At 64.9% G+C, this 26,258-nt stretch carries 29 protein-coding genes and 2 pseudogenes; 14 read left to right on the top strand and 17 right to left on the bottom strand.

Going from position 1 to position 26,258, the window contains the following annotated elements:
• Positions 1 to 176: 176 nt before the first annotated feature.
• The gene (locus ACETMP_RS07295) at positions 177 to 869 is read right to left on the bottom strand and encodes an outer membrane protein (protein ID WP_375160431.1); all 693 of its coding nucleotides are present in this window, start codon (positions 867 to 869) and stop codon (positions 177 to 179) included.
• Between the two features lie 248 nt (positions 870 to 1,117).
• Complete coding sequence (locus ACETMP_RS07290; protein ID WP_375160430.1) at positions 1,118 to 1,870, bottom strand: outer membrane protein; 753 nt, start codon at positions 1,868 to 1,870, stop codon at positions 1,118 to 1,120.
• Positions 1,871 to 2,317: 447 nt separating this feature from the next.
• On the opposite strand from ACETMP_RS07290, the gene ACETMP_RS07285 reads away from it, so the two are divergent.
• Positions 2,318 to 2,815: a single-stranded DNA-binding protein gene (locus ACETMP_RS07285; RefSeq protein WP_375160429.1), complete on the top strand. Its 498-nt coding sequence runs from the start codon at positions 2,318 to 2,320 to the stop codon at positions 2,813 to 2,815.
• 352 nt (positions 2,816 to 3,167) lie between these two features.
• Positions 3,168 to 5,901, top strand: a pseudogene (gyrA, locus tag ACETMP_RS07280) (DNA gyrase subunit A).
• A gap of 71 nt (positions 5,902 to 5,972) precedes the next feature.
• Here gyrA and ACETMP_RS07275 read toward each other — a convergent pair.
• The gene (locus tag ACETMP_RS07275; RefSeq protein WP_028136278.1) at positions 5,973 to 6,230 is read right to left on the bottom strand and encodes a hypothetical protein; all 258 of its coding nucleotides are present in this window, start codon (positions 6,228 to 6,230) and stop codon (positions 5,973 to 5,975) included.
• 253 nt (positions 6,231 to 6,483) lie between these two features.
• On the opposite strand from ACETMP_RS07275, the gene coaD reads away from it, so the two are divergent.
• From coaD to queA, 5 genes and pseudogenes are all read left to right on the top strand, one after another.
• Positions 6,484 to 6,981 (top strand): pantetheine-phosphate adenylyltransferase, encoded by a 498-nt coding sequence (coaD, locus tag ACETMP_RS07270; RefSeq protein ID WP_375160428.1) that lies wholly within the window; start codon positions 6,484 to 6,486, stop codon positions 6,979 to 6,981.
• Between the two features lie 36 nt (positions 6,982 to 7,017).
• Positions 7,018 to 7,582 (top strand): annotated as a pseudogene (locus tag ACETMP_RS07265) (peptidylprolyl isomerase).
• Between the two features lie 9 nt (positions 7,583 to 7,591).
• Positions 7,592 to 8,014, top strand: coding sequence for a hypothetical protein (locus ACETMP_RS07260; protein WP_375160427.1), 423 nt, complete (start codon positions 7,592 to 7,594; stop codon positions 8,012 to 8,014).
• Positions 8,011 to 8,475 (top strand): peptidylprolyl isomerase, encoded by a 465-nt coding sequence (locus ACETMP_RS07255; protein ID WP_128919467.1) that lies wholly within the window; start codon positions 8,011 to 8,013, stop codon positions 8,473 to 8,475. The genes ACETMP_RS07260 and ACETMP_RS07255 overlap by 4 nt, the downstream gene beginning before the upstream one ends.
• Positions 8,476 to 8,588: 113 nt before the next feature.
• Positions 8,589 to 9,662 (top strand): tRNA preQ1(34) S-adenosylmethionine ribosyltransferase-isomerase QueA, encoded by a 1,074-nt coding sequence (queA, locus tag ACETMP_RS07250; RefSeq protein WP_375160426.1) that lies wholly within the window; start codon positions 8,589 to 8,591, stop codon positions 9,660 to 9,662.
• Between the two features lie 114 nt (positions 9,663 to 9,776).
• On the opposite strand, the gene ACETMP_RS07245 is transcribed toward queA, so the two are convergent.
• The 4 genes from ACETMP_RS07245 to ACETMP_RS07230 all read right to left on the bottom strand — a co-directional run bounded on the left by ACETMP_RS07245 (position 9,777) and on the right by ACETMP_RS07230 (position 14,004).
• Positions 9,777 to 10,814 (bottom strand): aspartate-semialdehyde dehydrogenase, encoded by a 1,038-nt coding sequence (locus ACETMP_RS07245; RefSeq protein WP_028136284.1) that lies wholly within the window; start codon positions 10,812 to 10,814, stop codon positions 9,777 to 9,779.
• A gap of 251 nt (positions 10,815 to 11,065) precedes the next feature.
• Entirely contained in the window at positions 11,066 to 11,668 is a 603-nt protein-coding gene (locus ACETMP_RS07240) for a PepSY domain-containing protein (protein ID WP_375161859.1), read from the bottom strand.
• Between the two features lie 247 nt (positions 11,669 to 11,915).
• The gene (locus ACETMP_RS07235) at positions 11,916 to 12,662 is read right to left on the bottom strand and encodes a TetR/AcrR family transcriptional regulator (protein ID WP_375160425.1); all 747 of its coding nucleotides are present in this window, start codon (positions 12,660 to 12,662) and stop codon (positions 11,916 to 11,918) included.
• A gap of 133 nt (positions 12,663 to 12,795) precedes the next feature.
• On the bottom strand, positions 12,796 to 14,004 hold the full coding sequence (locus ACETMP_RS07230) for a patatin-like phospholipase family protein (RefSeq protein WP_375160424.1): 1,209 nt from the start codon (positions 14,002 to 14,004) through the stop codon (positions 12,796 to 12,798).
• Between the two features lie 192 nt (positions 14,005 to 14,196).
• Here ACETMP_RS07230 and tgt point away from each other — a divergent pair, with 192 nt between their 5' ends.
• Positions 14,197 to 15,342: a tRNA guanosine(34) transglycosylase Tgt gene (gene tgt / locus ACETMP_RS07225; protein ID WP_375160423.1), complete on the top strand. Its 1,146-nt coding sequence runs from the start codon at positions 14,197 to 14,199 to the stop codon at positions 15,340 to 15,342.
• A gap of 1 nt (position 15,343) precedes the next feature.
• Here the strand turns inward: tgt and ACETMP_RS07220 are convergent, their stop codons facing one another.
• The gene (locus ACETMP_RS07220; RefSeq protein ID WP_375160422.1) at positions 15,344 to 15,562 is read right to left on the bottom strand and encodes a hypothetical protein; all 219 of its coding nucleotides are present in this window, start codon (positions 15,560 to 15,562) and stop codon (positions 15,344 to 15,346) included.
• Between the two features lie 97 nt (positions 15,563 to 15,659).
• Positions 15,660 to 15,785: a hypothetical protein gene (locus tag ACETMP_RS07215; RefSeq protein ID WP_375160421.1), complete on the bottom strand. Its 126-nt coding sequence runs from the start codon at positions 15,783 to 15,785 to the stop codon at positions 15,660 to 15,662.
• Here ACETMP_RS07215 and cysK point away from each other — a divergent pair.
• Entirely contained in the window at positions 15,784 to 16,761 is a 978-nt protein-coding gene (gene cysK, locus ACETMP_RS07210; RefSeq protein WP_375160420.1) for a cysteine synthase A, read from the top strand. The genes ACETMP_RS07215 and cysK overlap by 2 nt on opposite strands.
• 3 nt (positions 16,762 to 16,764) lie before the next feature.
• Positions 16,765 to 17,007: a BrnA antitoxin family protein gene (locus tag ACETMP_RS07205; protein WP_257194838.1), complete on the top strand. Its 243-nt coding sequence runs from the start codon at positions 16,765 to 16,767 to the stop codon at positions 17,005 to 17,007.
• A gap of 198 nt (positions 17,008 to 17,205) precedes the next feature.
• On the opposite strand, the gene ACETMP_RS07200 is transcribed toward ACETMP_RS07205, so the two are convergent.
• Positions 17,206 to 18,636 carry a caspase family protein gene (locus tag ACETMP_RS07200; RefSeq protein WP_375160419.1) on the bottom strand — a complete coding sequence of 477 codons (1,431 nt, stop codon included), beginning with the start codon at positions 18,634 to 18,636 and terminating at the stop codon, positions 17,206 to 17,208.
• 201 nt (positions 18,637 to 18,837) lie between these two features.
• Entirely contained in the window at positions 18,838 to 19,713 is an 876-nt protein-coding gene (locus tag ACETMP_RS07195) for a DMT family transporter (protein WP_375160418.1), read from the bottom strand.
• Between the two features lie 249 nt (positions 19,714 to 19,962).
• On the opposite strand from ACETMP_RS07195, the gene ACETMP_RS07190 reads away from it, so the two are divergent.
• A complete protein-coding gene (locus ACETMP_RS07190) occupies positions 19,963 to 20,361 on the top strand; it encodes a RidA family protein (protein ID WP_375160417.1) in 399 nt (132 codons plus the stop codon).
• 48 nt (positions 20,362 to 20,409) lie between these two features.
• Here ACETMP_RS07190 and ACETMP_RS07185 read toward each other — a convergent pair whose 3' ends face one another.
• The 3 genes from ACETMP_RS07185 to ACETMP_RS07175 all read right to left on the bottom strand — a co-directional run bounded on the left by ACETMP_RS07185 (position 20,410) and on the right by ACETMP_RS07175 (position 22,034).
• Positions 20,410 to 20,955, bottom strand: a complete 546-nt coding sequence (locus ACETMP_RS07185) for a hypothetical protein (protein WP_375160416.1) — start codon at positions 20,953 to 20,955, stop codon at positions 20,410 to 20,412.
• Entirely contained in the window at positions 20,900 to 21,250 is a 351-nt protein-coding gene (locus tag ACETMP_RS07180; protein WP_100174819.1) for a hypothetical protein, read from the bottom strand. The genes ACETMP_RS07185 and ACETMP_RS07180 overlap by 56 nt, the downstream gene beginning before the upstream one ends.
• 196 nt (positions 21,251 to 21,446) lie before the next feature.
• A complete protein-coding gene (locus ACETMP_RS07175; protein WP_375160415.1) occupies positions 21,447 to 22,034 on the bottom strand; it encodes a formyltransferase family protein in 588 nt (195 codons plus the stop codon).
• Positions 22,035 to 22,594: 560 nt separating this feature from the next.
• Here ACETMP_RS07175 and ACETMP_RS07170 point away from each other — a divergent pair.
• Complete coding sequence (locus tag ACETMP_RS07170) at positions 22,595 to 22,813, top strand: hypothetical protein (protein ID WP_028136297.1); 219 nt, start codon at positions 22,595 to 22,597, stop codon at positions 22,811 to 22,813.
• 67 nt (positions 22,814 to 22,880) lie between these two features.
• Here the strand turns inward: ACETMP_RS07170 and ACETMP_RS07165 are convergent, their stop codons facing one another.
• The gene (locus ACETMP_RS07165; protein ID WP_028136298.1) at positions 22,881 to 23,183 is read right to left on the bottom strand and encodes a hypothetical protein; all 303 of its coding nucleotides are present in this window, start codon (positions 23,181 to 23,183) and stop codon (positions 22,881 to 22,883) included.
• A gap of 144 nt (positions 23,184 to 23,327) precedes the next feature.
• Complete coding sequence (locus ACETMP_RS07160) at positions 23,328 to 23,555, bottom strand: hypothetical protein (RefSeq protein ID WP_375160414.1); 228 nt, start codon at positions 23,553 to 23,555, stop codon at positions 23,328 to 23,330.
• A 274-nt stretch (positions 23,556 to 23,829) separates the two neighbouring features.
• On the opposite strand from ACETMP_RS07160, the gene ACETMP_RS07155 reads away from it, so the two are divergent.
• Together ACETMP_RS07155 and ACETMP_RS07150 are read left to right on the top strand one after the other, a co-directional pair.
• Positions 23,830 to 24,915, top strand: a complete 1,086-nt coding sequence (locus ACETMP_RS07155; protein WP_375160413.1) for an AI-2E family transporter — start codon at positions 23,830 to 23,832, stop codon at positions 24,913 to 24,915.
• Between the two features lie 129 nt (positions 24,916 to 25,044).
• Complete coding sequence (locus ACETMP_RS07150; protein WP_375160412.1) at positions 25,045 to 25,437, top strand: NUDIX hydrolase; 393 nt, start codon at positions 25,045 to 25,047, stop codon at positions 25,435 to 25,437.
• A 1-nt stretch (position 25,438) separates the two neighbouring features.
• Here ACETMP_RS07150 and ACETMP_RS07145 read toward each other — a convergent pair whose 3' ends face one another.
• Positions 25,439 to 25,684, bottom strand: a complete 246-nt coding sequence (locus tag ACETMP_RS07145; protein WP_375160411.1) for a hypothetical protein — start codon at positions 25,682 to 25,684, stop codon at positions 25,439 to 25,441.
• Positions 25,685 to 26,258: the final 574 nt, after the last annotated feature.

Genomic DNA, 26,258 nt, shown 5'->3' with positions numbered 1-26,258 from the left:
AAGAACGGCGGCGGATTTCCAGAGGGAGTTGCGAATCGTCAACGGATTGTTGGCGTGCTGGCGGCATCTGGCAGCAGCAGCCTGCAGAAATGCGCGGGAACGTGCCCGCCAAAACAAGCAAAACAAAAAGGCCGGCGCGAGGCCGGCCTTTCGTGACGATGTGACGTCGGTTGTGATCAGTACTTCGCAACCACCGGGCCACCGAAGTGATAGTTCACGCCGACCTGCACGGTGTGGAGGTTGAGCGTACCGGTGGGAATGGCGCCCGAGAAGTAGGTCTCGCCGCCGAGGCTGCGATAGAGATACTCGCCCTTGACCGACCATTGCGGCGCGAAGTACGCCTCGACGCCCGCACCGACGGTCCAGCCGGAGTGGAACTTGCTGTCGGAAGCCGAGAGGCCGCCCAAGGTGGCAGTGAGCTTGTTGTCGATCCAGGCGTAACCACCGGTGCCGTAGAGCAGCACGTTGTTGACGGCCCAGCCGATGCGGCCGCGCACGGTGCCCATGGCGTCGGTCTTGGAAGTCAGCGATGCGGGGACGCCACCGACGCCGGCGACGAAAACCGTGCCAGCTGCCGAGGCGCTGACGTCAGCCCAGGCGGCGTCGGCCTCGAGGCCGAACACGACGTTGCCGGTCTGCCAGTTGTAGCCGGCGGTGCCGCCGACGAAGCCGCCCTGCATCTTGGGGTCGCCCGACGAGGCTTCCCAGGCGCCGCCACCGACGATACCGAGATAGAAGCCGGTCCAGTTGTAGACCGAAGCCAGCGGAGCAACCGGCGCCTTGGTGTAGGGGCGAGCCGCGAGATCAGCAGCCGAAGCGGGGGCCGCCAGAGCGAACAAACAGGCCGAAGCCAACAAAACCTTTTTCATTTTCAACTTAATCCCAGTCCCAGTTTCTGTTGTTGCCTTCCTTGACGGAAGGGCAGCGGACTCAACGGCCCAACTGAGGCAATGCTTACACCACTGAAGCCGCAAGTTGTGTCTCCGAAAAGCCACACCGATCGAAAAGGTGATGGTTACTGACCCATTATCGCGGGCGAGCTATCGCGAGCGAGCTGCCTCAAACGACAAAGGCCGGCGCGAGGCCGGCCTTCGATCGTCACGAGCGATCCGCGCAATCAGTACCTCGGAGCGGGTGCGCCCCAGTTGAAGTGATAGTTCACGCCGGCCTTGACCGTGTGAACGGTGTCGGTCCACTCGGAGCGGTTCGCGGCAACAGCCGGAGCGGTGTACTGCAGCGTGCTTGTGCCGAAATCGATGTAGTTGTACTCGACCTTGGCGGACCAGTTCGGGGCGAACATGTATTCCGCGCCGGCGCCGACGGTCCAGCCCCAACGCCAGTCATTCCGCACGACACTGCCGACGAGAGGAACATCATAGCGATGCTGCAGGTCGCCGACCGCGGCACCGCCACTGACAAAGAACAGAGCGGGACCGGTCGAATAGCCGAGACGGCCCTTGATATCGCCGAAGCTGCGGATCTTCGTGAAGTAGGTGTCGCCTAGGCCGGCATTGATTTCCGCCGAACGGCCGCTGATATCAGACCAGTGATAGTCGCCCTCGATGCCGAAAACGACCGGGCCCGACTGCCAGTTATAGCCGAAGACGCCACCAACGAAACCGCCGCTGATGTCGTAGTTCTGACTTCCTGCGAAGCCCGGGCCGTTCGGCAGGAGGAAGAACGTCTCGTCGCTGTCGCCCCAGCCGCCACCGCCCTGAATACCAGCATAGAAACCGGTCCAGGTGTAGATCGGCGCGGGCGCAGCCACCGGCGCTTTCGTGTACGGACGAGCGGCGAGATCCGCCGCGTTCGCCGGAGCCGAGAGGCCCAGCGCAGCGGCCCCAAATGCAATTGCTAAGGTCTTTCTCATTTCCTAAAGCCCTCCAAAGTTGTCCGCTTCTTGCGAGATCCCCGAAGCGGTTAAGCGCGAAGCCCATGACGTCCAAGTCCGAGTCAACCGTAGCGCGATTTGGTGATTGAGTCCGTCTCCGAAATGCAACAGTCCCGCACGATCGTGAGCCAGCTAAGTAGATGATGTTCATGAAGTTTCGTGCTGTCACGGGAACCGCGAAAAGTTCCATCTGGGTTCCCGCCCGCCTCAAAATATTTCGGCAGAGCTCCATTCCAGGTTGTTCCGTAGGTTTTTCAGAACAAATCTAGAACACACGAGGAATTGGTGCTATATATGGGGATAACCTGCGGTGCGGCGGGCCGATCCGAGACCGCGAGCGTATAGGGTCGCCCCAACAGGGCGCAGAGGAACGCGGGCAGCGCGCTCGGCCTTTGAAATCAGTGGCATTCGGAGTGGAGAGCGGCGATGGCGGGAAGCGTCAACAAGGTCATTCTGGTTGGAAATCTCGGCAAGGATCCTGAAATTCGCCGCACCCAGGACGGGCGGCCGATTGCGAATTTGAGCATCGCGACGTCGGAAACCTGGCGCGACAAGAACACCGGCGAGCGCAAGGAGAAGACCGAGTGGCATCGCGTCGTGATCTTCAACGAAGGCCTCTGCAAGGTCGCCGAGCAATATCTGAAGAAGGGCGCGAAGGTTTACATCGAGGGAGCGCTCCAGACCCGCAAATGGACCGACCAGAGCGGCGTCGAGAAATACTCCACCGAGGTCGTGCTGCAGGGCTTCAACTCCACCCTGACGATGCTCGACGGCCGCGGTGGCGGCGGCGGAGGCGGCAGCTTCGGTGACGAGCCGGGCGGCGATTTCGGCTCGTCCGGCCCCGTCAGCAGCGCGCCGCGCCGTCCTGTTGCCGCAGGTGGCGGCAGCCGCAACAGCGACATGGACGACGATATCCCGTTCTGAGCACGGATCGGACGAGGGGCGCTGGCCGAGCTCGGCGGCGCCTTGCCACGTCGTGTCAGCAAACCCTACCAATTGACGGAACGGGCTCGGATTTCCGGGCCCCGCTTCATGTTCGGGTTGAATTCAGCCCGCGCTCGCCAAGCGGATCGACGGGGCGCTCGCCGCGGGTGCGATCCATGTTGCCAGGGCCGATTTTGGACGACCTGTTCCAGGTTGATTCCGGGGCTCCCTGCAACGCCGTAAGTCATTGGAAAAATAAGCGGAAAAAGCGCTTCCGAGTCCCCGCCAAGGGTGGTTATCAGGGGTGCGATGCGCTATATGATTCCCAGACAAAAACTCACCGGATTCCCCCTTGGCTGACGACGACAAAAAGCCCGGCGACCAGCCGGCGCAACCCTCGGACATTCGCCCCGTCTCCATCTTCGAGGAGATGAAGAAGTCCTATCTCGACTACGCCATGAGCGTGATCGTGGCGCGGGCGCTGCCCGATGCCCGCGACGGTCTGAAGCCGGTGCACCGCCGCATCCTGTTCTCGATGAACGAGCAGGGGCACACGCCCGACAAGAAGTACGTCAAATCCGCCCGCGTGGTCGGTGACGTCATCGGTAAGTATCATCCGCACGGCGATCAGTCGATCTACGACGCCATGGTCCGGATGGCGCAGGACTTCTCGATGCGCGTGCCGCTGATCGACGGCCAGGGCAATTTCGGCTCGGTCGACGGCGATCCCCCGGCTGCCTATCGTTACACCGAAGCGCGCCTGACAAAGGCGGCGCTGGCTCTGTTGGCGGACATCGACAAGGACACCGTCGACTTCCAGCCGAACTACGACAACAACGAGACCGAGCCGTCGGTCTTGCCGGCCAAGTTCCCGAACCTTCTCGTCAACGGTGCGGGCGGCATCGCGGTCGGCATGGCGACCAACATCCCGCCGCACAATCTGGGCGAGGTCATCGACGCCTGTGTCGCGCTGATCGACAACCCCGCGCTCACCATCGACGAGCTCATCAACATCGTGCCGGGACCGGACTTCCCGACCGGCGGCGTCATTCTCGGACGGCAGGGCATCCGCTCGGCCTATCACCTCGGCCGCGGCTCGATCATGATGCGAGGCAAGGTCGCGATCGAGACCTTCCGCAAGGAGCGCGAGGCGATCATCATCACCGAGATTCCCTACCAGGTGAACAAGGCGACGATGGTCGAGCGCATCGCCGAGCTGGTCAAGGAAAAGAAGATCGAGGGCATCGGCGACCTGCGCGACGAATCCGACCGCGACGGCTACCGCGTCGTCATCGAGTTGAAGCGTGACGCCGTTCCGGACGTGGTGCTGAACCAGCTGTATCGATTCACGCCGCTGCAGACCAGCTTCGGCGTCAACATGGTGGCGCTCGACAGCGGCCGTCCGCGGATCATGCATCTGAAGGACCTGCTGACGATCTTCGTCGACTTCCGCGAGCGGGTCGTCACGCGGCGCACCAAGTATCTGCTCGCCAAGGCGCGCGATCGTGCGCATATCCTCGTCGGTCTCGCGATCGCCGTCGCCAATATCGACGAGATGATCCGGGTGATCCGGAGCTCGCCCGACCCGACCACCGCCCGCGACACCCTGATGTCGCGTGACTGGCCGGCCCGGGACGTCGAGGACATGCTGACGCTGATCGACGATCCGCGCCATCGCATCAGCGCGGACGGCACGATCCGGCTGTCGATGGAACAGGCGAGGGCCATTCTCGACCTGCGGCTTCAGCGCCTCACCGCCCTCGGCCGCGACGAAATCCGCGACGAGCTCGACAAGCTCGCCGGCGAGATCGCCGATTATCTCGACATCCTGCGCTCGCGCGAACGCGTGCTCGGCATCATCAAGACCGAGCTTGCCGAAGTGAAGGCCGAGTTCGCCACGCCGCGCCGCACCGTCATCATCGAGCAGGAGGGCGAGGTCGAGGACGAGGACCTGATCCAGCGCGAGGACATGGTCGTCACCGTCTCGCACGCCGGCTACGTCAAGCGCGTGCCGCTGTCGGCCTACCGCGCCCAGCGCCGCGGCGGCAAGGGCCGCTCCGGCATGCAGACCCGCGACGAGGATTTCGTCAGCCGGCTCTTTGTGGCGTCGACCCATACGCCGGTGCTGTTCTTCTCCTCGCGCGGCCAGGTCTACAAGGAGAAGGTCTGGCGTCTGCCGGTGGCCGCGCCGAACGGGCGCGGCAAGGCGCTGATCAACATCCTGCCGCTGGAGCAGGGCGAGCGCATCACCACCATCATGCCGCTGCCCGAGGATGAATCGACCCTGGGGCAACCTCGACGTGATGTTCGCCACCACCGGCGGCAACGTCCGGCGCAACAAGCTGTCGGACTTCGTCGACGTCCGCCGCTCCGGCATCATCGCGATGAAGCTCGACGACGACGAGGCGATCGTCGACGTGCAGATCTGCACCGAGCGCGACGACGTGCTGCTGACCGCCGCCGGCGGCCAGTGCATCCGCTTCCCCGTCACCGACGTGCGCGTGTTCACCGGGCGCACCTCGATGGGCGTGCGCGGCATCGCGCTCGCCGGCTCCGACAAGGTGATCTCGCTGGCGATCCTGCGCCACGTCGAGACCACCTCGGACGAGCGCTCGGCTTATTTGAAGATGCGCCGTGCGGTCGCCGGCGAAGCCGGGGCCGAGGAGGCGGCAGTAGACGCCGAGGCCGAGGAGACGTCGGGCAGCTTCCAGCTCGCCCAGGAACGTTATGCCGAGATGTCGGCGCAGGAGCAGGTCGTGCTCACGGTGTCGGTCAACGGCTACGGCAAGCGAACCTCGTCCTACGAATACCGCACCACCGGGCGCGGCGGCAAAGGCATCGTCGCCATGAGCGTCAACAACCGGAATGGCAACCTGGTCGCCTCGTTCCCGGTCGAGGACGCCGATCAGATCATGCTGGTCACCGACAAGGGCCAGCTGATCCGCTGCCCGGTCGAAGGCATCCGCATCGCCGGCCGCTCGACGCAAGGCGTCATCGTGTTCGACACCGCCGAGGACGAGCACGTGGTGTCGGTCGAGCACATCACGGAAGAGGCCGAGAGCGGGAACGGGACCAACGGCGAATAGGGAGCAGCGGCTGAGGCTTGCTGCTCCGTTCGCTGTTCGCCGCCCATCATTCGTGGGCTTGATAGACCCGACTACGGCGTGCGGTTGGCGGTCACGAGGCGCGCCTCGCGGATCGTCGCCTTGGTGCCGGCCTTGCGCAGGCACGAGGCCTCGAAATTCGGCCAGGCCTGCTGCGAGCAATCCTTGCCGATGGCGCGGATATCGAGCCGGTCGCTCTTGGCCAGCGGCTGCGGCACGCTGGCTTCGACCGCCGGGGCAAAGCCGGGCAGGAGCGTGAGGGCTGCGGCAACAAACGCCGAGAGTGCGATCGCTGAGAGAGCCTTGATCATTGACAGTCCCCTGTGATGCGGCCGCCTACGCCCAGTGCGGCCCGTCATTCGTTGGCCGGATTAGTAACCATGGCCAGTTTCCGGACGTCTTCGCCGGCGCGGGAAATGGTTTCGTGCCCGCGCCCTTTTGTTTCGTGTCCGCGCTCAGGACGAAACAAAGCGGCCATCGCCGACACGGCCGGCGGGATATTTCTGGAAACGGCGGGGGAACCGGCCCGCTTGCCGGGCCGGGCCGGGCGCGGTAGGAGGGGGCATGCCGCGTATCGCCTTTTATCCCGGTTCCTTCGACCCCATCACCAACGGCCATCTGGACGTGGTCCGGCACAGCGTGTCGCTGTGTGACAAGCTCGTGGTCGCGATCGGGGTCCATCCCGGCAAGAAGCCGCTGTTCTCGACCGAGGAGCGGCTGAAGATGCTCCATGACGTCTGCGGGCCGGTGGCGGCCAAGGCCGGCTGCGTGCTCGAAGCCGTGACGTTTGACGATCTATCGGTGACGTCGGCGCGCAAGCACGGCGCGACCATCATGATCCGGGGCCTGCGGGACGGCAGCGACCTCGACTACGAGATGCAGCTCGCCGGCATGAACGAGGCGATGGCACCGGAGGTGCACACGGTCTTCCTGCCGGCCTCGCCGATGGTCCGCCCGATCACCGCCACTTTGGTGCGCCAGATCGCCGGCATGGGCGGCGACGTTTCGGCCTTCGTCCCGCCGGTTGTCGCAGCCCAGCTCAAGGTAAAATTCGCCGGATAACGGCGCGCTTCCTCTTCCTTCTGATCCGGAGTTGTCATGATCCGAATTTTCGCAGTCCTTGCCGCGCTTCTGTTCGCGGTGCCGGCGGTGGCGCAGCAATTGCCTGCAAACCTCGACAAGGCCAATGCCATCGTCATCGACAGCACCAAGGGCCGCATCGTTATCAAGCTGCGCACCGACATCGCGCCCCAGCATGCCGAGCGCATCAAGCAGCTTGCGCGGGAGGGTTTCTACAACAACGTGCCGTTCCATCGCGTCATGGACGGCTTCATGGCGCAGACCGGCGACGGCCAGAACTTCAACGGCACCGGCGGGTCGAAATATCCGAACCTGAAGCAGGAATTCTCCAAGGTGCATTTTGCCCGCGGCATCGTCGGCATGGCCCGGCGCGGCGACAGCGTCGACAGCGCCAACTCGCAGTTCTTCATTATGTTCGCCGACGGCGGCAGCCTCGATGGCCAGTACACCGTGATCGGCGAGGTCGTGCAGGGCATGGACGTCGTCGACAAGCTGAAGAAGGCTCCGCCAGGGCTCCGCCGGCGGCGCCGTGACCGATCCCGACAAGATGGTGAAGGTGCAGGTCGCCTCCGACATCAAATAAGAGGCGGCGATGGCGCGTTGTGGCGACAAGCTCCTGCTGGTTGCCGCGATGCTGCTGCTCGGCACCTCGGGCACGGCTGCCGAGGTGAGGCAGGTCGATACCATCCAGGACGTGTTCCGCCACTTGCGCACCTGCTGGAGACCGCCGCCCATTACCAAGGCCCGGCCACTCGACATCACCGTCGTCGTGAGCTTTAACCGGTCCGGCGACATTCTGGGCCATCCGAGGATCACCTATGAGTCCGCGGAGGCCTCCGACAATGACCGGCTGCAATACCGGATCGCGGTGATGGAGGCGTTGCAACGCTGCACGCCGATGCCATTTACCGAGGCAATGGCCGGCGCCGCCGCAGGACGTCCATTCGCGATCCAGTTCCGCAACCGCAAGACGTCACCTGACACTTCACCCCCAACACAAGAGAGACGAGCATGAGCGTCACCGAAAACACCCTGATCCTCGAGACCACGCAGGGCCCCGTCACCATCGAGATGCGCCCCGACCTCGCGCCCGGCCACGTCGCCCGCATCAAGGAGCTGGTCCGCGAAGGCTTCTACGACGGCATCGTGTTCCACCGCGTGATCGAGGGCTTCATGGCGCAGACCGGCTGCCCGCAGGGCACCGGCACCGGCGGTTCCGGCAAGAAGCTGAAGGCCGAGTTCAGCAAGGAGCCGCATGTGCGCGGCACCGCCTCGATGGCCCGCGCCGCCAACCCCGATTCCGGCGACAGCCAGTTCTTCATCTGCTTCGACGACGCACGCTTCCTCGACAACCAGTACACGGTCTGGGGCAAGGTCACCGAGGGCATGGAGAATGTCGACAAGATCAAGCGCGGCGAGCCCGTGCAGAACCCCGACAAGATCGTCAAGGCGCGGATGGCGGCGGACAAGGAATGACCGCGTAGCGGTCATTCCGGGGCGCGTGAAGCGCGAACCCGGAATCTCGAGATTCCGGGTTCGATGCTGCGCATCGCCCCGGAATGACGCGAACCAAAGGCGCGACAGCGCTCATGCGCACCGATCTCTTCGACTTCGACCTGCCCGCCGAGCGCATCGCCTTGCGCCCGGCGAGCCCGCGCGACGCCGCCAAGATGCTGGTCGTCGAGAACGGCGCGCTGCGCGACCAGACCGTCGCCGACCTGCCGTCATGGCTGAAGGCGGGCGACCAGCTCGTCGTCAACGACACCAAGGTGATCGCGGCGCAGCTGAAAGGCCGCCGCATCGGCCGCGAGACCGAGCCCCGAATCGAGGCGACGCTGATCAAGCGGCTCGACGGCTCGCGCTGGCAGGCGCTGGTGAAGCCGGCGAAGAAGCTCGCCGCCGGCGACCGCATCCGCTTCGGCAATGAAGGCAAGGTCTGCCTGCTCGGCCATCTCGACGCCGAGGTCGAGGCCAAGGGCGCCGAGGGCGAGGTCACGTTGTCGTTCTCGTTCCACGGCCCAGCGCTGGACCAGGCCATCGCCGATCTCGGCAGCCCGCCACTGCCGCCCTACATCGCCTCCAAGCGCACGCCCGACGATCAGGATCTCGCCGACTACCAGACCATGTTCGCGGCGAACGAAGGCGCGGTTGCTGCACCCACCGCGGGCCTGCATTTCACCCCGGCGCTGGAGCAGGCGCTGCGCGCGCGCGGCGTCGGCATCGTCAGGGTCACGCTGCATGTCGGGGCAGGGACGTTCCTGCCGGTGAAGGCCGACGACACCGAAGCTCACAAGATGCACGCCGAGTGGGGCACGATCTCGGCCGAGACCGCGGAGCGCCTCAACAGCGCTCGAAAAAATGGCGGCCGCATTATCGCCGTCGGCACCACGTCATTGCGCCTGCTCGAGAGCGCAGCCCGCGAGGACGGCACGATCCAGCCCTTCGCGGCCGAGACCGCGATCTTCATCACGCCCGGCTATCGCTTCCGGGCGGTCGACGTGCTGATGACGAATTTTCATCTGCCGAAGTCGACGCTGTTCATGCTGGTGTCGGCATTCTCCGGGCTGGAGACGATGAAGCGGGCGTATGCGCACGCGATCGCGAACGGGTACCGGTTCTATTCGTATGGCGATGCGTGCTTGCTGTTTCGGGAAAAGAAGTAGGGTGGGTTAGCTGAGCAGAGACGCGAAGCGCATCTGCTCGGCGTAACCCACCATCCTTGTCTGCACTTGAAAATGGTGGGTTACGGCTTCGCCTAACCCACCCTACGGCACCTCCTACGCCATCACCCGCTGCGGCAAGAGTTCCGCGATCTGCACCGCGTTCAGCGCGGCACCCTTGAGCAACTGATCGGCCGCCACGAACATCGAGATCGAATGCCCGGAAGGATCGCTGAGATCCTTACGGATGCGGCCGACCAGGACGTCGTCCTGGCCCGAGGCGTCGATCGGCATCGGGAAGTAGTTCTTGGCGCGGTCGTCGACCACCTTGACGCCGGGCGCCTGCGCCATGATGGCGCGGACCTGGTCTTCGCTGATCGGCTTTTCGCATTCGAAGGTGATGGCCTCGCAATGGGCGCGCAGCACCGGCACGCGCACGCAGGTGACGCCGACGGCGATGGTGTCGTCCTCGAAGATCTTGCGGGTCTCCTTGATGACCTTGGTCTCTTCGTCGTTGTAGCCGGTGTCGGGGTCGACGGCCGTGTTGTGGTTGAAGAGGTTGAAGGCGTAGGGATGCGGCATTACCTTCGGCGTATAGACCTGCCCGTTGAGATTGGCGCGGGTGGATTCGACCAGCTCCTCCATCGCGGCGGCACCGGCGCCCGAGGCGGCCTGGTAGGTCGAGATGATGACGCGCTTGATGCGGTTCTTCTGGTGGATCGGCCACAATGGCACCAGCGCGGTGATCGCCGCGCAGTTCGGATTGGCAATGATGCCCTTGTGGTCGCGGATTCGGTTCGCGTTGATCTCGGGGATCACCAGCGGCACGTTCGGGTCCATGCGGAAAGCGGAGGAGTTGTCGACCACGACCGCGCCCGCCCTGACCGCGATCGGCGCATACTTCTTGGAGATGCTGCCGCCAGCGGAGAACAGGGCGATATCGACACCCTCGAAGGACCGCTCGGTCAGCTCCTCGATCGCGATATCCTTGCCGCGGAACGACACCGTCCTGCCGGCCGAGCGGGCGCTGGCGAGCGCCTTGAGCTTGCCGACTCGAAAGCCGCGCTTGTCCATGGTGGCGATGAATTCGGCGCCCACCGCGCCGGTGACGCCGACAATCGCGACGACGGGATCGTTACTCACTTTGTCCTCCATTGAGATTTGCGAATGAGACAACAAAAAAGCCCCGGACCATCGAGGGCGGGGCTTCGGTAGAGCTTGATGCGTTTTAGTCGACGACTACGCGCGCACGCCTCCCCGGGCCCCTGAGGCCGTGGTGGTTTTGGTCGTGCGTTTGGTGGTCGTGAACATGGCGGCGACTTATGCGGGAGAGTCTGGTCGCCGTCAATGGCCTTTTGCCCCGGTCGATGCCGGGGCGGCGACCCCTTGCTGCGATTTGGCAGCCGCTACTTCGTCCTGGCGCCCGGGGGCTCCAGGATGACCTCCTTGAGGTCGTCGCCGCTGATCACGACGATCGCGAAATTGAGCCGGCCGCGCTCGCGCACGAGGCCACCGCTGATCGCCTTGCCCGAGGCCGCGCGCTCGGCAACGCGCACGGCATCCGCGAGGCGGTGCCTGATCGCACCGAGGGCCGCAAGGTTGTTGCGATCGTCGTGGTCGAGCTCGGCGAGCGGCAGGGCAGCTTCCCCGCCCACCAGTTCGCCCGTCGCGGCGTTGATGGTGTAGCGCCAGATCCGGTCATTGTGCAGGGTCTTCACCCGATACACCGCGACGCCGGAGCCGCCGTCAAAACTGACATCTGCGGTGGTGGCGCCGGCGTGGCGCGCTTCTGCGATCGCCATGGCCTGGCTGATCGAGATCGACGAGCTGCGGAAGCGCTCGATCTCGCGGCTGACGGCCTGGCGGTCAGCCTCGGCATCACCATCTGTATCGCTGTGAAGCGCGGTCGGCGTGCCCGCCGTCACGGTCGCCTGCAACGGCGCGGCGAGGAGCAGCGCAGGCAAGGCGATCGCGAGCAGTTGCAAGGTCCGTCGTCTGGCTGTCGTCATGTTCGAAACCTTCGACCTGCGAGTGTGCCGGATGAACGTAAAGAATTCGCGGCCGGCCTCGGGCAAAGGCCGGCCGCCGAACGCCGCGGCGGGCTGTACCTGCCGCGACGATCGAAGCGGTCCAGACCTCCTTGGGGCTGTGAAAGGCGGCCCGGACCAACTGAACTAAACAATACCGTATCGTTTTGTTTTGGTCAACGCCGCTGCGGCGTCCCTATGGGGGATAGGGCGCGAGTTCACGGAATCGTCAGCGGGAGGAGCGGCGCCGCGTCGGGCCCTTGGCGGCGTCCCGGATCCGGTCGGCAGGACCCAGCGCACCGGCAAGGAACAGCTTGATCGCGCTGCGCATGCGCTTCTCGGCCGATTTCGGCTCGAGGGTCGTTCCGAAGGTTGCCATGCGGTGGGTATGACCAACCACCACGTCGAGAAACACCTCGGCCGCAATGGTGGTGTCTTCGACGTCGAGCGCGCCTTGCGCGACCAGGTGGTCGAAGAAGCGCGCTGTGGTGGCGACCGCCTTGAGCCAGCCTTCCTCCTTGCCGAGCTTGGCGACGTCGGGGAAGTTGATGGCCTGTGACGTCATCATGCGGCTGAAGGCGACGGCATCGGGACCGCAGGTAAATGAGAGCATCTCGCGCCCGATCTCGACCAGCCGCTGCTCGACCGAGATGTCGGCGGCACTGCTCAACTGGGTCTCTGCCGCGGCCGACAGCGGCGCAAGCCAGCGCGCGATCTCGCGCCTCAGCACGGCGGCAAACAGGCCGCGCTTGTCGCCGTAGCGGGCGTAGACGGTGGGCTTGCTGACCCGGGCCGCTTCCGCAACCGCGTCGAGGGAGGTCGCGTCGAAGCCGCGATCCAGGAATAGGCGGGTGGCGACCTCGATCAACCGCTGGTCGCGCTCAATGGCGGCGGTCTTGGTCGGCCGGCCACCGCGGGATTTCGGCACCTCGCGCCGCGGCGCTGCCGGTCTCGTCCTGGTCGCAGTCAATCCCATGCCCAATGATTCTTGCGCGTTTCTGACGTTCGTCATTCGCTCTATATCGCGCAGCAGCCGGGACGTCATCGCCAATCTGGCCGAATTGGCCGTATCGTCAACCGTTTCGGCACGGCCTCGTTCCGTCACGCGATCACGGCAGCGCCGAGGTCCAGGCCTGGCCGGCTGCAGCCTTCTCGTATCCGTACTGATACAGCGCCCGCATATAGGCGGTGTCGAAGCCTTCGGACGGCGGGGCGGGGTAGTCGCGCGCGATGTAGGAGAGATGGAAGCCGAGACGGTTGCGCCGCGCGAAATCATAGGTCGAGAAGATGATCGAGCGCGTCTGCGACTGGGTGATCGCCGACAGGCTGCGCGAGGCGACGTCGATGGTGCCATTGGAGACCAGCTCGAAATTGCGTTCGATCTTCTTGTTGACGAGGATGTAGATGTCCATCCTCGCATTGCCCGGCAGCCGGCTGCCCTGGAACAGCAGGGCTTCCGGCAGCGTCAGCACCGGCGCGGTCACGCCGCCGTCGACATGCATCTCCTGAAACTTGCGGCCCTGGCCCTCGGCGTCGATCATGATCGGCGGAAACACCAGCGGAATGCTGGCGGAGGCCGCCATCACGTCGCGAAACAGCTTGAGTGCCTCGGGCGTGCCGACGGCGGCGATCTTGCCCATGTCCCAGATCGCGGTGCGCTGGGTGTCGAGGTCGGTCGTCGCGATCAGCAGCTTTCGCCCCTTGGCGTTCTCGCGCGCGACCTGGGCCAAAATCTCCGGCCCGACATAGCGTGCGACCAGCTCGCGCAGCCGCGTGTTGCCGAACAGGCCGGATCCGAACAGCACGCGCATGATGCTGGGATCGTTCAGCAGGCTCTCCGCGATGCCGCTGGTGTAGACTTCCTTCAAGGTGTCGTCGTATTGCGGGCCGAGAAACGCGAATGGCGCGATCAGGCCGCCGGTGCTGACGCCCGAGACGAGCGAGAAGGTGGGGCGGGTTCTGGCCGCGGTCCAGCCGCTGAGCACACCGACGCCGTAGGCGCCATCGGCGCCGCCGCCGGACAGCGCCAGATAGGACTTCGTCGCCGTGCCGGTGTCCTTGTCGAAGCTGAATTTCGTGACGGGGTCGTCGGCGTAGCGCCGCAGGCCATCGATCTCGAGCACGCGCGATGTGCTGGCCTCGGCGGCCGTGTAGGGCGTGCGGGGCAGGGAGGTGCAGGCGGCGAGCGCCAGGCTGCACGTCAGGACCAGGACCGCGGTCAGGCGGCCGGTTATGGGCCTGATCCGCTGGTGCAGGCGGCCGGAGAGGTCGGTCGAACAGGAAGGAAGGAGCATTGCCGGTGGCTGGCGATCACACATCTGGCGCCTCCGGCGGATCTCGCCGCGGCACCCTCGTCCAGCCCCGAGTAAAACTATACTGTATCGTTTTGTTTAACAAGGCTGGCGGCGGGAATAAGTCGCGCCCAGTGTGTCCCAGGCCGAGGCACCGGCCGGCCGCTGCGGGGGCTGGGCGGGTTGATCGACGTGCTCCGACACGCAATAAGCACCGCCATGAATCCCGACAACGAGCTTCCCAATCACTTCGAGTTGCTTGCCAGCGATGGCGCCGCGCGCACCGGACGGCTGACCACGCCCCATGGCGTCGTGCGGACGCCGGCCTTCATGCCGGTCGGCACCGCCGGTGCCATGAAGGGCATGCACTGGCGCGAGGTGCGCGATGCCGGCGCCGACATCGTGCTCGGCAACACCTATCACCTGATGCTGCGCCCGACCGCCGAGCGGATCGCGGCGCTCGGCGGCTTGCAGCGTTTCACCGGCTGGAACGGGCCGATGCTGACGGATTCCGGCGGCTTCCAGGTGATGTCGCTGTCGGACCTGCGCAAGGTCACCGAGAATGCCGTCACCTTCCGCTCGCATATCGACGGTGCCAAAGTCGAGCTGTCGCCGGAGCGCTCGATCGAGGTGCAGCGCCTGCTCGGCTCCGACATCGCCATGCAGATGGACGAGTGCGTGCGGCTGCCGGCCGAACACGCCGACATCGAGCGCGCGATGCAATTGTCGCTGCGCTGGGCGGAGCGCTCGAAGCGCGCCTTCGAAAGCGCTCCCGAGGGCTACATGCTGTTCGGCATCGTGCAGGGCGGCGACGTCCCGCAGCTTCGTCACGCCAGTGCCAAAGGCCTGGTCGAGATCGGCTTCCACGGCTATGCGATCGGCGGCCTTGCCGTCGGCGAGCCGCAAGAGGTGATGCTGGCGATGATCGACGAGACCGCGCCGGTGCTGCCGAAGGAGCGCCCGCGCTATCTGATGGGCGTCGGCACGCCCGACGACATCCTCGAAGCCGTGAAGCGCGGCATCGACATGTTCGACTGCGTGATGCCGACGCGCAACGGCCGCCACGGCGTCGCCTTCACGCGTTTCGGCCAGGTGAACTTGCGCAATGCGCGCCACGCCGACGATCCGCGTCCGTTGGACGAGGAGAGCTCATGGCCCTCGACGCGCAATTGCGCGCGCGCGTATCTGCACCATCTCGTCAAGGCGGGCGAGACGCTGGGGGCGATGCTGTTGTCCGAAATCAATATCGCCTACTACCAGTTGCTGATGCAGGGTATCAGGGACGCGATCGCAGGCGGAAAGTTTGAGGAGTTCTATCGGCGTACGCGCGAGGACTGGGCGAGGGGTGACATCGCCCCGTGCTAGCTCAGTTGCACACGAAGCGTTGCTTCACGGCATGTTTGGTCACGAAGCCATAGCCGCAATTGTCGCAGGTCCAGAGATAGCTGATCATTTGGTCCGAGACGTAGGCGGAGGCTTCGGCGGCGACCATGGAGTCGGCGCAGACAGGACAGGTAGGCAACTCGCTGCAACGCGGATCGCGGTTCGGCGCGACGGTCGACAACACTTCAGCAACTGCTGACATCGTGGTGACCTCCCTGCTTTAAGACCTAAGTCTAACATAAGCAGAATCGGTTGACGAGGTCGCAACACAAATGCGTTGAATTTCTGATCGTCGCCGCTCACGCGATTTTGCGATGCAGCGTATTTAACATGTGCCGCATTGTCGCTTGCGTGCCGCCGCAAGCTGTCTGTAACTGCGCAATGCCGCGATAGATGTGCAGATTTTGCCACAGGGAGTTCATCATGGACGCATCGTCCAACACGGGTGCAGCGCACCAAGCCGGCCGCGGCCGGATCTACGACTCGATCGTCGAGGCCTTCGGCAATACGCCGATCGTGCGCTTGCGCCGGCTGCCCGGCATGCACGGCGTGAATGCGACCATTTTGGCAAAACTTGAATATTTCAATCCTGCCGCAAGCGTGAAGGACCGCATCGGCGCCGCCATGATCATCGCGATGGAGAAGGCCGGCATCGTCAAGCCCGACACCGTGCTGATCGAGCCGACCTCCGGCAATACCGGCATCGCGCTCGCCTTCGTGGCGGCATCTCGCGGCTACCGCCTCAAGCTGGTGATGCCGGAATCGATGTCGATCGAGCGGCGCAAGATGCTGGCTTTCCTCGGCGCCGAGCTGGTGCTGACGCCGGCGGCGCAAGGCATGAAGGGCGCGATCGCCGCCGCCGAGGAGCTGGTGAAGACGACGCCGAACGCGGTGATGCCGCAGCAGTTCAAGAACCTCGCCAATCCCGAGGTGCACCGCCGCACCACCGCCGAGGAGATCTGGAACGACACCGCCGGCAACGTCGACTACTTCGTCGCCGGCGTCGGCACCGGCGGCACCATCACCGGCGTCGGCCAGGTGCTCAAGCCGCGCAAGGCCTCGCTTCGCGTGGTCGCGGTCGAGCCGGAGGAGAGCCCGGTGCTGTCGGGCGGACAGCATACCCCGCACAAGATCCAGGGCATCGGTGCCGGTTTCGTCCCCGACATCCTCGATCGTTCCGTGATCGACGAGATCGTGAAGATCAACTCGACGACCGCGATCGAGACCTCGCGCGCGCTGGCGCGGCACGAGGGCATTCCCGGCGGCATCTCCTCGGGAGCTGCGATTGCGGCCGCGCTGCAGATCGGCAAGCGGCCGGACGCTGCCGGAAAGACCATCCTGGCGATCGTGCCGTCCTTCTCCGAGCGGTATCTTTCGACGGCCTTGTTTGAAGGAATCTAGGACATGGCGGAGCAACCACCGAGGCGGCCGCGCACCCTGGGCGATGCCAGGACGGAAGCAGAGGCCGCGTTCAAGAAGGTGACGGCCAAGGTCGCCGCGGCGCCGCCCAGACAGACGGCTGTTCCCGGCATCAAGGAGCAGGTCACGCTGCGCATCGATCAGGACGTGCTGGAATTCTTCCAGGAGGGCGGCCCCGGCTGGCAGGATCGCATCAACGAGGCGCTGCGGAAGGCGGCGGGGAAGTAGGGCAGTCTCGTCACGCACAGTGGGGCTCCTCATCCTGAGGAGCTTGCGCAGCAAGCGTCTCGAAGGATGGAAGGCCCCGCTGCAAGGAGCCGGGCCTGCATGGTTCGAGACGGCGCTTCGCGTCTCCTCACCATGAGGATTACAGACGAAAAAAGCCCGGCGTGAGCCGGGCTTTCGTGTTTACAATTCCGCCTCGCCTCAGCGGCGGAACATGCCGCCCATCATGCCGCCGACGACACCGCCGACGAAGGCCGCACCGGCGGCATCGCCGGGGCTGCTGCGCTGAGGGGCCGGTGCCGGCGCGCTGCCCTGAGCCGGGGCGCTGGCGGCGCGCCGGGCCGGCTTCTGGCTGGTGTCGCTCGCGGTCGCCGGGGCAGCCACGATCTCCGAGAGCAGAGCCTTGTGCTGAAGCTTGTTGAGATAGCCTGACGAGGGATAGCCGCGCGCCGTCTGCCAGCGCTTGAGCACGGATCGCGTCTCCTCGTCGAACGTGCCGCTCTGCTTGGTATCGAAGCCTAGCGCCGTCAGGCGACGCTGCACGTCACGGCGCTTGGTCTTGTCGAGGCCGATCTGGTCCTCGGTGACTTGGGTGGACTCGTCGGTGAAGGTTGCGGGATCGATGCCGGCGTTGAGGGCGCGGGTCGCGGTCGAGGGACCGCTCTTGATGGCAGCGAGGCGTGCCAGCGCCAGCGCCTTGAACTGACCGTTCGGATAGGCGGTGAGATAGGCGTTGAGCTCTTCCGGCTTGTTGGATTCCTTCACCGAACGCCAATATTCGAGCTCGACGCCGTCCGACCCGGCGCTCGCAGCCGGCACGATGCCCGAAGCGGTCGGGGCGGCGTTGGCGACCTGCGTGGTGGGGGCCTGGTTGAGATAGACGGAGCCGGTCAGGTTGGTGTGGCCCCAGGGCAGCTGGCCCTTGCGGGTCTCTTCATTGACCTGGGCGCGCACCGACGTCATCGCCTGCTGGATCTCGACGCCGGGCTTGGTGATGTTGTCGATCAGCGCGCGCGTGAACGGGCTGTTGTTGCCCTCCTGACCGTCGAGCGCGGTTTGGCCGGGGCCGGTTGCGAATGCGATCAGGGTGCCTTCACCGGATTTCATCTCGGCAAGACCGCTCTGCACGTTGACGCTGCGGGTCGCGGCGTTCGACTTGATCTTGGCGGCGAACGGATTGTCGCGGCAGGCATCGAGGAACACGAGCTTGACCTTGGCATCGCCCATGGTCTGCTCGAGCGTCAGGTCGATGTTGATGGCCGCGCCCAGCTTGACGTCCATCTCCGACTTGATGTCGGCGTCGACGGGCAGCAGGTAGTTGGTGCCGCTCACGGCGATGCCGTGGCCGGCATAATAGAACAGCGCGATGTCGGAGCCTTGCGCCTTGCGCCCGAAGTCGAGCAGCTTTTCGGTCATCTGGTCGCGGCTGAGATTGGAGCCTTCGATCACCTCGAAGCCGACATTGCGCAGCGTCGATGCCATCGCCTTGGCGTCGATCGGCGGGTTCGGCAATTGCGCGACGTTCTTGTAGGAGCCGTTGCCCACGACAAAGGCGACGCGGCGATCGGCCTTCGCGGCACTGACCGACAGCGCCATGCACATCAGCGAGGCGAGGAGGGTGAGATAGCGCATTCTGAAATCCCCAGAATCGAATTGCAGGCAGCAGCAAATTGGCAACGAACCTACACGAAGTGCCCGACCTCGCGCCACCAAAACGGCAGGACGTCCGCATCAACCCGCTGCTGTGTGGCCGAATGTGCACGGTGGAGCGCCGCTCCAACGTGATCTAAATCACACGGCCACTTTGTTTTGTCGCGCAAGGCGGCGCAAGGTTCACTGGGTGCGGACGGGAACCGGCGGCACCGGCTTCAAATTCAGGAGATTGCCGCACAGGATCAGCGCCGCGCCGAGCACGGTCCAGCCATCGAGCCGCTCGGAATAGAGCAGCCAGCCGGCTGCCGCAGTCAGCGGAACCCGCAGGAAGTCCATGGGCACCACGATCGTCGCATCCGCGTACCGGAGCGCACTGGCGAGACAATAATGGGAGAAGGTGCCGCAAACCCCAATGACGAACAGCCAGCCCCATAGACGAGGCGAGGGCCAGATCCACACAGCGAGCGTCGGCAGCAAGCCCACGACGGCCTGCACCACGATCATCCAGAACAGGATCGACAATGCGCTCTCGGTCCGGGTCAGCGACTTCGCCAGGATCATGGAAATGCTGAAGCCGATCGCAGCGCCGAGCGCGATCAACTGGCCGGGATTGATCTCGCTGGTGGCGGGCCGCACGATCATGACGACGCCGACGATGCCGAGCACGACGGCGGCGATCTTCCAGAGCGTCATGCGCTCGGACAGGAACGTCGCGGCCAGCACCGCGGTCCAGATCGGCATGGTGAATTCGATCGCGACGACCTGCCCGATTCCGATCAGCGTCAATGCGTAGAACCAGCCGAGCTGGGCAAAATAGTGCACCACGTTGCGAGCGAGATGCTGGGGCAGGCGCTTGGTCGCGACCGCCTTGAAGCCGCCGGCGCGGTAGATGATGGGCAGGAGGAGCGCAAACCCGATCACCGAGCGCACTTCCATGATCTGGAAGACGTTCAACTCGCGCGTTGTCTCGCGCCCGGCAACCGCCATCACCAGCATCAGCGACAGCCAGCCGGCCATCCACAGTGCAGCCATCGTTTTGGACGGTGTCGCGCTCATCGGCGGTGATTGCGGGAGGATGGAATGTGAAGGGACGGCCGGTATCGGCGACATCGCCGCCGTTTGCAACGGCCAAATCTGCGGATGCAGCGATGCAGCGGGCCGTGCTAAAGCATGATCCGGAAAAGTGCGCAGCGGTTTTCCGAAAAGATCATGCTTAAACGGCAAGCTAAGGCGCGATAGCGATTCATGCTCATCGCATCGCGCTTTAGGCATCATCGAACAAAAAGAATCGGGGGAGCTTCGCTCATGCAGATCCTGCAGCCGGCCGAATGGAAGAAACCGCGTGGCTTTTCCCATGGCGTCGCGGTCGAGGGACCGGGGCGCTGGGTGGTCCTGGCCGGCCAGACCGGCGGCGACGAGGCCGGCAATTATGCGCCCGACCTGGCGGCTCAGGTCGAAATGGCGCTGAAGCGGATCATCAAGCTGCTGGGCGAGGCCGGCGCGGGTCCGGAGCACATCGTCCGCCTGACCTGGTACCTGACCAGCCGCAGCGAATATGAAGCGGCCGGTGCCGGCATTGGTGCGGCCTGGAAGGAAACGCTCGGACGCAATTTCCCGCCTTCGACGCTGCTCTATATCGGCGGCCTCGTGGACGAGCGGGCCAAGGTCGAGATCGAGGTCACGGCGTTCGTCCCGGCTGCATAAAAAAGATCCGGCGGAGCCGCCGGATCGATCGTCAGCTCGACCGCTGGCTTACTTCGACAGCGAGATGTTTGCCCCGCGGAACTGGCTGTCCGCGCGGATCGCGACGCTCTGCCTGTGGCCGCTCGTCTTCAGCGAGATGTTGGCATTGAAGCCAGCGGCAGAGGCAACCAGCTCGTAATTGCCGCCGGCGCCACGCCCCTGGAGCGATCCAGAGATGTTGCGGCTGATTTCGGACCAGCTCCCGCTGATGGCGCTGCCCTCGGCCTTGACGTTGGCCGTGAAGTTGAACTTGTAGGCGTCGCTGGCGCAGGTCAGGGTCAGCTCCATGGTGGGGCCGATCGGGGCGTACTTGGCCCGGCAGCGGATCCGTTCGGTCGAGCCGTCGTCCAGGGCTACCGTTCCCGCGCCACTCCAGCTGCCCGCGAGGGGGGCGAACGGGCTCGACTGGGCCTTGCTTTCAGTGCCGGCGATCCCTGCCGCAAACAAAACGGCGGCCGCGATCAGCAGCCGCCGGCTCCGGGCGCGAGCCTCGATTGGTTTATTGGCGCGATGCTTCCCATCGCCCGCTGCACGGTATGCCTGCAGATGCTCCATTCCACTTCCCCGATCCGGCGTTGCCGTTGAGTTGACCGTTGGCATATGCACCATTGATCGAAACTTTCACAAGACCCCCGCTGCCGATGGTGCCGGAAACGTTAGCGCCGGGCGCAGTGATCTTGCCGTCGGCAACCGTCAGCATGGAACTCGCGGTGGGTTCGCATGAGCCGCTCTTGGTTACGATCGTGACCTGCCAGTTGCCGTCATAGGGCGTCTGGGCAAAGGCGGAAGCGGCGAGGGTGCCGGTGAAAACTGAGGCGGCACAGAACACCGCAATGCGAGCAAAACGCATAAATCCGTCCTTCAATGTGTCTGATATGCTGTCGCTTATCTGGACCAAATGTGACGGAAATTTGTTGCGATGCCAAATCGAAAATTGTTCCTGTGGGAACAATGGTTTATTTGCGTTTCTGGCTGCGATTTTCCAAGCGGAATCAACGCGACTTCACGTTAAGGGTAAACGTCGGGAGCGAGCCCCTGGATGGGCTTCACGAAAGGCTTGGCGCGGAGGTCGCGAACTGCTCGTCCTGAGTCTTGGCGGGCAGCGCCTTGTGGACCTTGGCGTAGTCGATCACGTCGGCCAGGAGCTTGAGGCCGAGGGGGGCCAGCGCGCGCTCCCAGAGTTCTCGCGCCGTCTCGCCCTTCTTGACGAAGCACCAGTCCTGGGCGGCGATTGCGCCGGCGTCCATGCGGTCGGCGAGGTGATAGATGGTGCCGCCGGCGATCGGATCGCCTTCCTTGATGGTCCATTCCACGGCGGCCTTGCCGCGATGACGCGGCAGCAGCGAGGGGTGATAGCCGATCCCGCCGAGCTTGGCCGCGGCGAGCGCGTCCTTGCCGATCCGGGCGTGGCTGTGCGCTGTGATGATCAGGTCCGTATCGGGGGCGATCTCGGAGCCTACGACCAGCTTCGGGTTGGCCTGCACCACGACCTCGATTCCGGCCGCCTTGGCGGCCGCGGCGAGGCGGTCCTCGGCGTCGGCCACCACGACCCGCACGATCGAAACGCCGTGCTCCCGGAGCATGTTCAGGGTGGTCACGCCGAAATGGCGGGAGCCGACGAGGGTAATGCGCATGGGTCTCCGATCCGGTCTCGCAACTGCGTCATCACCCGATAACACGTCCGGACGCCCTGTCACCACCCGCACAGCGCTTCCGTGGGTTATCAACAATACGCCGGGGACGCGGCTGGAGGCCATGAAGGCGCAGCCGGCCGTTCCGGTGCCTCCCAGGCGGGCGCAGACTGCCGCGCAATGGCTTCCGCGAACCCATCCCGCGAACCCATCCCGCGAACCATGAGCGTTGCCGCGCGGCCACGGCAGGACGGCAAGCGTCCGACAAGTCGGTTCCTGTGTTTCGTTTTTAACAGAGCGACGCCGGGCAGGCTGATAGAACGCGTCGACCGGGGCTGGCGACATTTCAACCCGCATCCGTTTTTAACCCGGCCTGGGCCGCTGGCGCAATCGCCAGCGGCCTTTTCAATGTCGCGTATCATGAAAGCACCGAATGGTAACGCGATCTCAACCAGCCCGGTGTATCGACGAATCCGTCGCGGATTTGTATTGCGTACCGCGACACCGAAAATGTCCCGCCGGCGTGGGTGCGCCGCGCTGGCCTTTTCGCCGGGACAAATCTCATGCCGCGCGCAATTGAGCAGATTGTCGACAGCTATGTGCGGCTGAAGAACCGCCGTGGGCTCGACGAGCTGATGATGCACAGGCAGCGGCTCGCGGTCGAGCTGAAGAGCAGGTCCGGTTATGATTTCAGCCTGCCGATCGGCCAGATCGACGAGGAGATCGCGATCATCGAGGCGGGCCTCAGCCGGCTCAAGGCAGATAATTCCACGGCGATCTAGCGGGGTCTGCGCGGCAAGGCTACGGACGCCGCGGCGCCGTCTGATCGTCCGTCAATGCGCTTGTCGTTCAATCGCGCCGGCCGCCATCGATCACTGTGAACAGCGGCCGCGCCGGGGTCGGCTCGACCAGCAATTCCTCCACCAGCGCGGTTGCCGCGTCGACATATTTGCGTGTCGGCTTGTCGAGCGGGCGCCTGGCCTCGTCGTCGAGCGCGACCTTTGCGGCCTCGACCAGCTTGCGCATGCGCGCCGCATGGTCATCGCCCGCCGTCAGCGTCGCGCGCGCCAGCGAGCGCAGCACGAACAGCTCGCCTTCGAGGCGGAGCAGGCGGTCGTTGAGCCTGGTCAGGACGGCGTTGAGGTCGGCCATGATTGCTGGTTCGGCGCCAAGGGTCCGTTCTGATCTAGCGGCGATCGGTGAACGGAGTCCAAATGGCGGCGCTGCAATTCGGCCGATCCGCCGGTCCGTTTCGGGCGCCCCTGCGGCGTCGTCAGAGTTGCCCGGGTGGGCGGCCTACCATTCCACGTCCGCCCAGCGCTTTCCGAACACCGGTGGCCGCGTCTTCACGGCTTGCCAGCCGAAGAAATGATGCTTGCCGGACCAGGCGTGCACAACGCCGCTGCAGATGCTGCATTTGAAGTGGCCGGCGTGGGCTTCGCTGTGCTCCTCCCTGGTCGCGGTGTAGTTCATGCTGCAACCCGCACAGGTGAATTCTTCGATCGTCCAGATGCTGTTGGCCATTGCACGCAATGCTTCTTGGTGACCCCGATCCACGGTAGCCGCGGGCGTTTGCAGTGGCGTAAAACTGCGCACGGGAATCCGGTTAACGGGCGTTAGCCAAGGGCGGGCAACGTCGGAGGCGGCCGCGGGTCGCGGGCCATGGTGCAACGGCCCTGGCGTGGTGCCAATCGCGGGGCGGGCCGGTTCCCGTCGCCTTGACGCCGGATGCGTTGCTGGCAATAACGGCTGGGCCTCGCAAGCACCGGAAGTTTGCGTTCATGCCGCAAGGAAAGCAGTGCCCGTGAAAAGTCTCCGTCAGCTCCTGACGGGAGAGGATGTCATCCAGCTGGTGATCCGGCTCGGCCTGCTCGCCCTGCTGATCATCTGGACCTTCCTGATCATCCGCCCGTTCGTGCCGATCCTGGCCTGGAGCGGCGTGCTCGCGGTTGCGTTCTATCCGGCCTTCAGCTGGGTCGCCAAAGCCCTCGGCGGCCGGCCCAAGACCGCAGCCGCGATCCTGACCATGATCACGCTCGGCATCGTCATCGGCCCGGCGACCTGGCTCGGCATCAGCGCGGTGGACGGCGTGCGCGAGCTGGCCCACCAGCTCGGCACCGGCGATCTGGCGCTTCAGGCCGCGCCCGAGCAGATCAAATCGTGGCCGCTCGTCGGCCCCTGGCTCTACGAGCTCTGGGACCAGGCCTACACCAATGTCCGCGCGCTGGTGCGCGAGGTGGCGCCGTATCTCCAGCCGCTGGCGGGCCCGCTGCTGTCGCTTGCCGGCGATGCCGGCGTCGGCACGCTCCAGTTCCTGGTCTCGGTGTTCGTGGCCGGCTTCCTGTTTCCGCATGGGCCGAGGCTGGTCGCGGCCGGCCGCGGCTTCCTGTTTCGCATCGTGCCGGAGCAGACCGAACATTTCCTCTCGCTGGCGGGCGCGACCATCCGCGCCGTGGCGCAGGGCGTGATCGGTGTGGCGATCGTGCAGGCGCTGCTCGCCGGCATCGGCTTCAAGCTCGCCGCCGTGCCGAGCGCCGGCCTTCTGGCCTTCATCGTGCTGCTGCTCTCGATCGTGCAGATCGGCGCGTTCCTCGTGCTGCTGCCGGTGATCATCTGGATCTGGACCGCCAAGGACGTCACCACGGCGCTGCTGCTCACCGTGTTTCTCGTCGTCGTCGGCTTCATCGACACCATGTTGAAGCCGCTCGTCATGGGACGCGGCCTGACCACGCCGACCATCGTGATCTTCGTCGGCGTGATCGGCGGCACGCTCGCCCACGGCATCGTCGGCCTGTTCATCGGACCGATCATCCTCTCGGTGGCCTGGGAGATGATGATGGCCTGGATCAGGACGGAGGACCGGGCAGGGGCGGGCAAGGACTGATCCCGCGCCAACCGCGGCGATCTGCCCGAGGTGCCGCGCCAGGATCCGGCGCATCAAAGCATGCCGCGAACTTGTCTGTTCCACTAGACAAGTTACGATCGAAACGATTCTGTTTCAGCGACGGCAGCAATGGCGAAGTCTTCCAAGCTCGTTGCCGCGAGGCGCGGCAAGGTATTGTTGGTCAGACGCCGGTCGGACGGCCTGTGGATGTTTCCGGGCGGCCGCAAGCGGGCGCGCGAGTCCGCGAAGGATTGCCTGCGGCGGGAGATCCGGGAGGAACTGCCCAAGCTGAAGCTCGGCAGGATCAGTCTCTGGAAGGAAGTGAAAGCCAGGAACAAGCGTTCCGGCCGCAAGATGAGCGACGCGATCTTCATTGCCAAGAGCGCCAAAGGCCGGCTGGCGATTGGCGACAAGAAGGAGATCGACCGTGCCGCCTGGCAGAAGCCGCGCGGCATCCGTCTGACAGCGACCTCGCGCTACATCCGCGACCGCCTGTTTCCGCGGAAGCAGAAGCGGAGGTGAGCTAGTCCTCGCGTTCGGCCGATCGCGTCCGTCCGGCAAATCTCCTCGATTGCTCCGCGCGCGGTTCGGGTGCGGCAAGCCTCAAGGCCTCTGCCTCCCTGATGTCCTTGCGGACCTTGCGCGCATCGCGCATCGCACGCTTGATGAAGGGATGCTGGGAATCCTCGGCGAAGAACAGCACCACTTCGCAACTCGGGCACTGCCTGGAGTAGCCGTCCTGCAACCGCCCGGCGCGATCGCGAAACACGCTCTTGCACCGCGTGCATTGAACCTGGACCGAGCTCATGCGCCGACAACAATGACTTTGAAAAATGGATCTTGAGCTGATCCCAAATGTCTGAAGAAAGCCTGAAGGGTATTGCGGCTGGATGTCGGAGAGCGCGCGGGCTTCGGCCGGCCGCTATTGGCCGGCTGCCATCGTCTCCAGGCAATGGGTGAGGAAAGCGGTGCGATCCCTGGGCAGCACCTTCTCGAGGATCCGCCTTCAGCGCGCATTCGCGCTGGCGCAGCTGCTCGGCCCGGCGCTTCTCGGTTGCCTCGCGATATTCGGGAGCGACCTTGCTCGGATCGACCAGCGTCTGCGCGTGGGCGGGGGCCGACGCAAGCAGCGCGACGGCGGCGATGAAAAGCAATGGTTTCAAATGAGCCTCCATAAAAAGCGGCATCCTAGCGCGCGGCGCGTGCGTGCTCAAACGGCAATGCGGTATCCCGCTGCGGCGCGATTGAACGGATCGAACGTTCAGGCCGCCGCGGCGAAGCTTTCCGCCGGCGGTGATGGAACGACTTGGCGTGGCAGGCGTCAGAATCCTGGCTTGCGGCCC

Origin of the sequence: Bradyrhizobium dasycarpum (genome assembly GCF_042019905.1) — a bacterium.
Classification (GTDB): domain Bacteria; phylum Pseudomonadota; class Alphaproteobacteria; order Rhizobiales; family Xanthobacteraceae; genus Bradyrhizobium; species Bradyrhizobium japonicum_B.
This window is presented reverse-complemented; position numbering and strand designations above follow the sequence as displayed.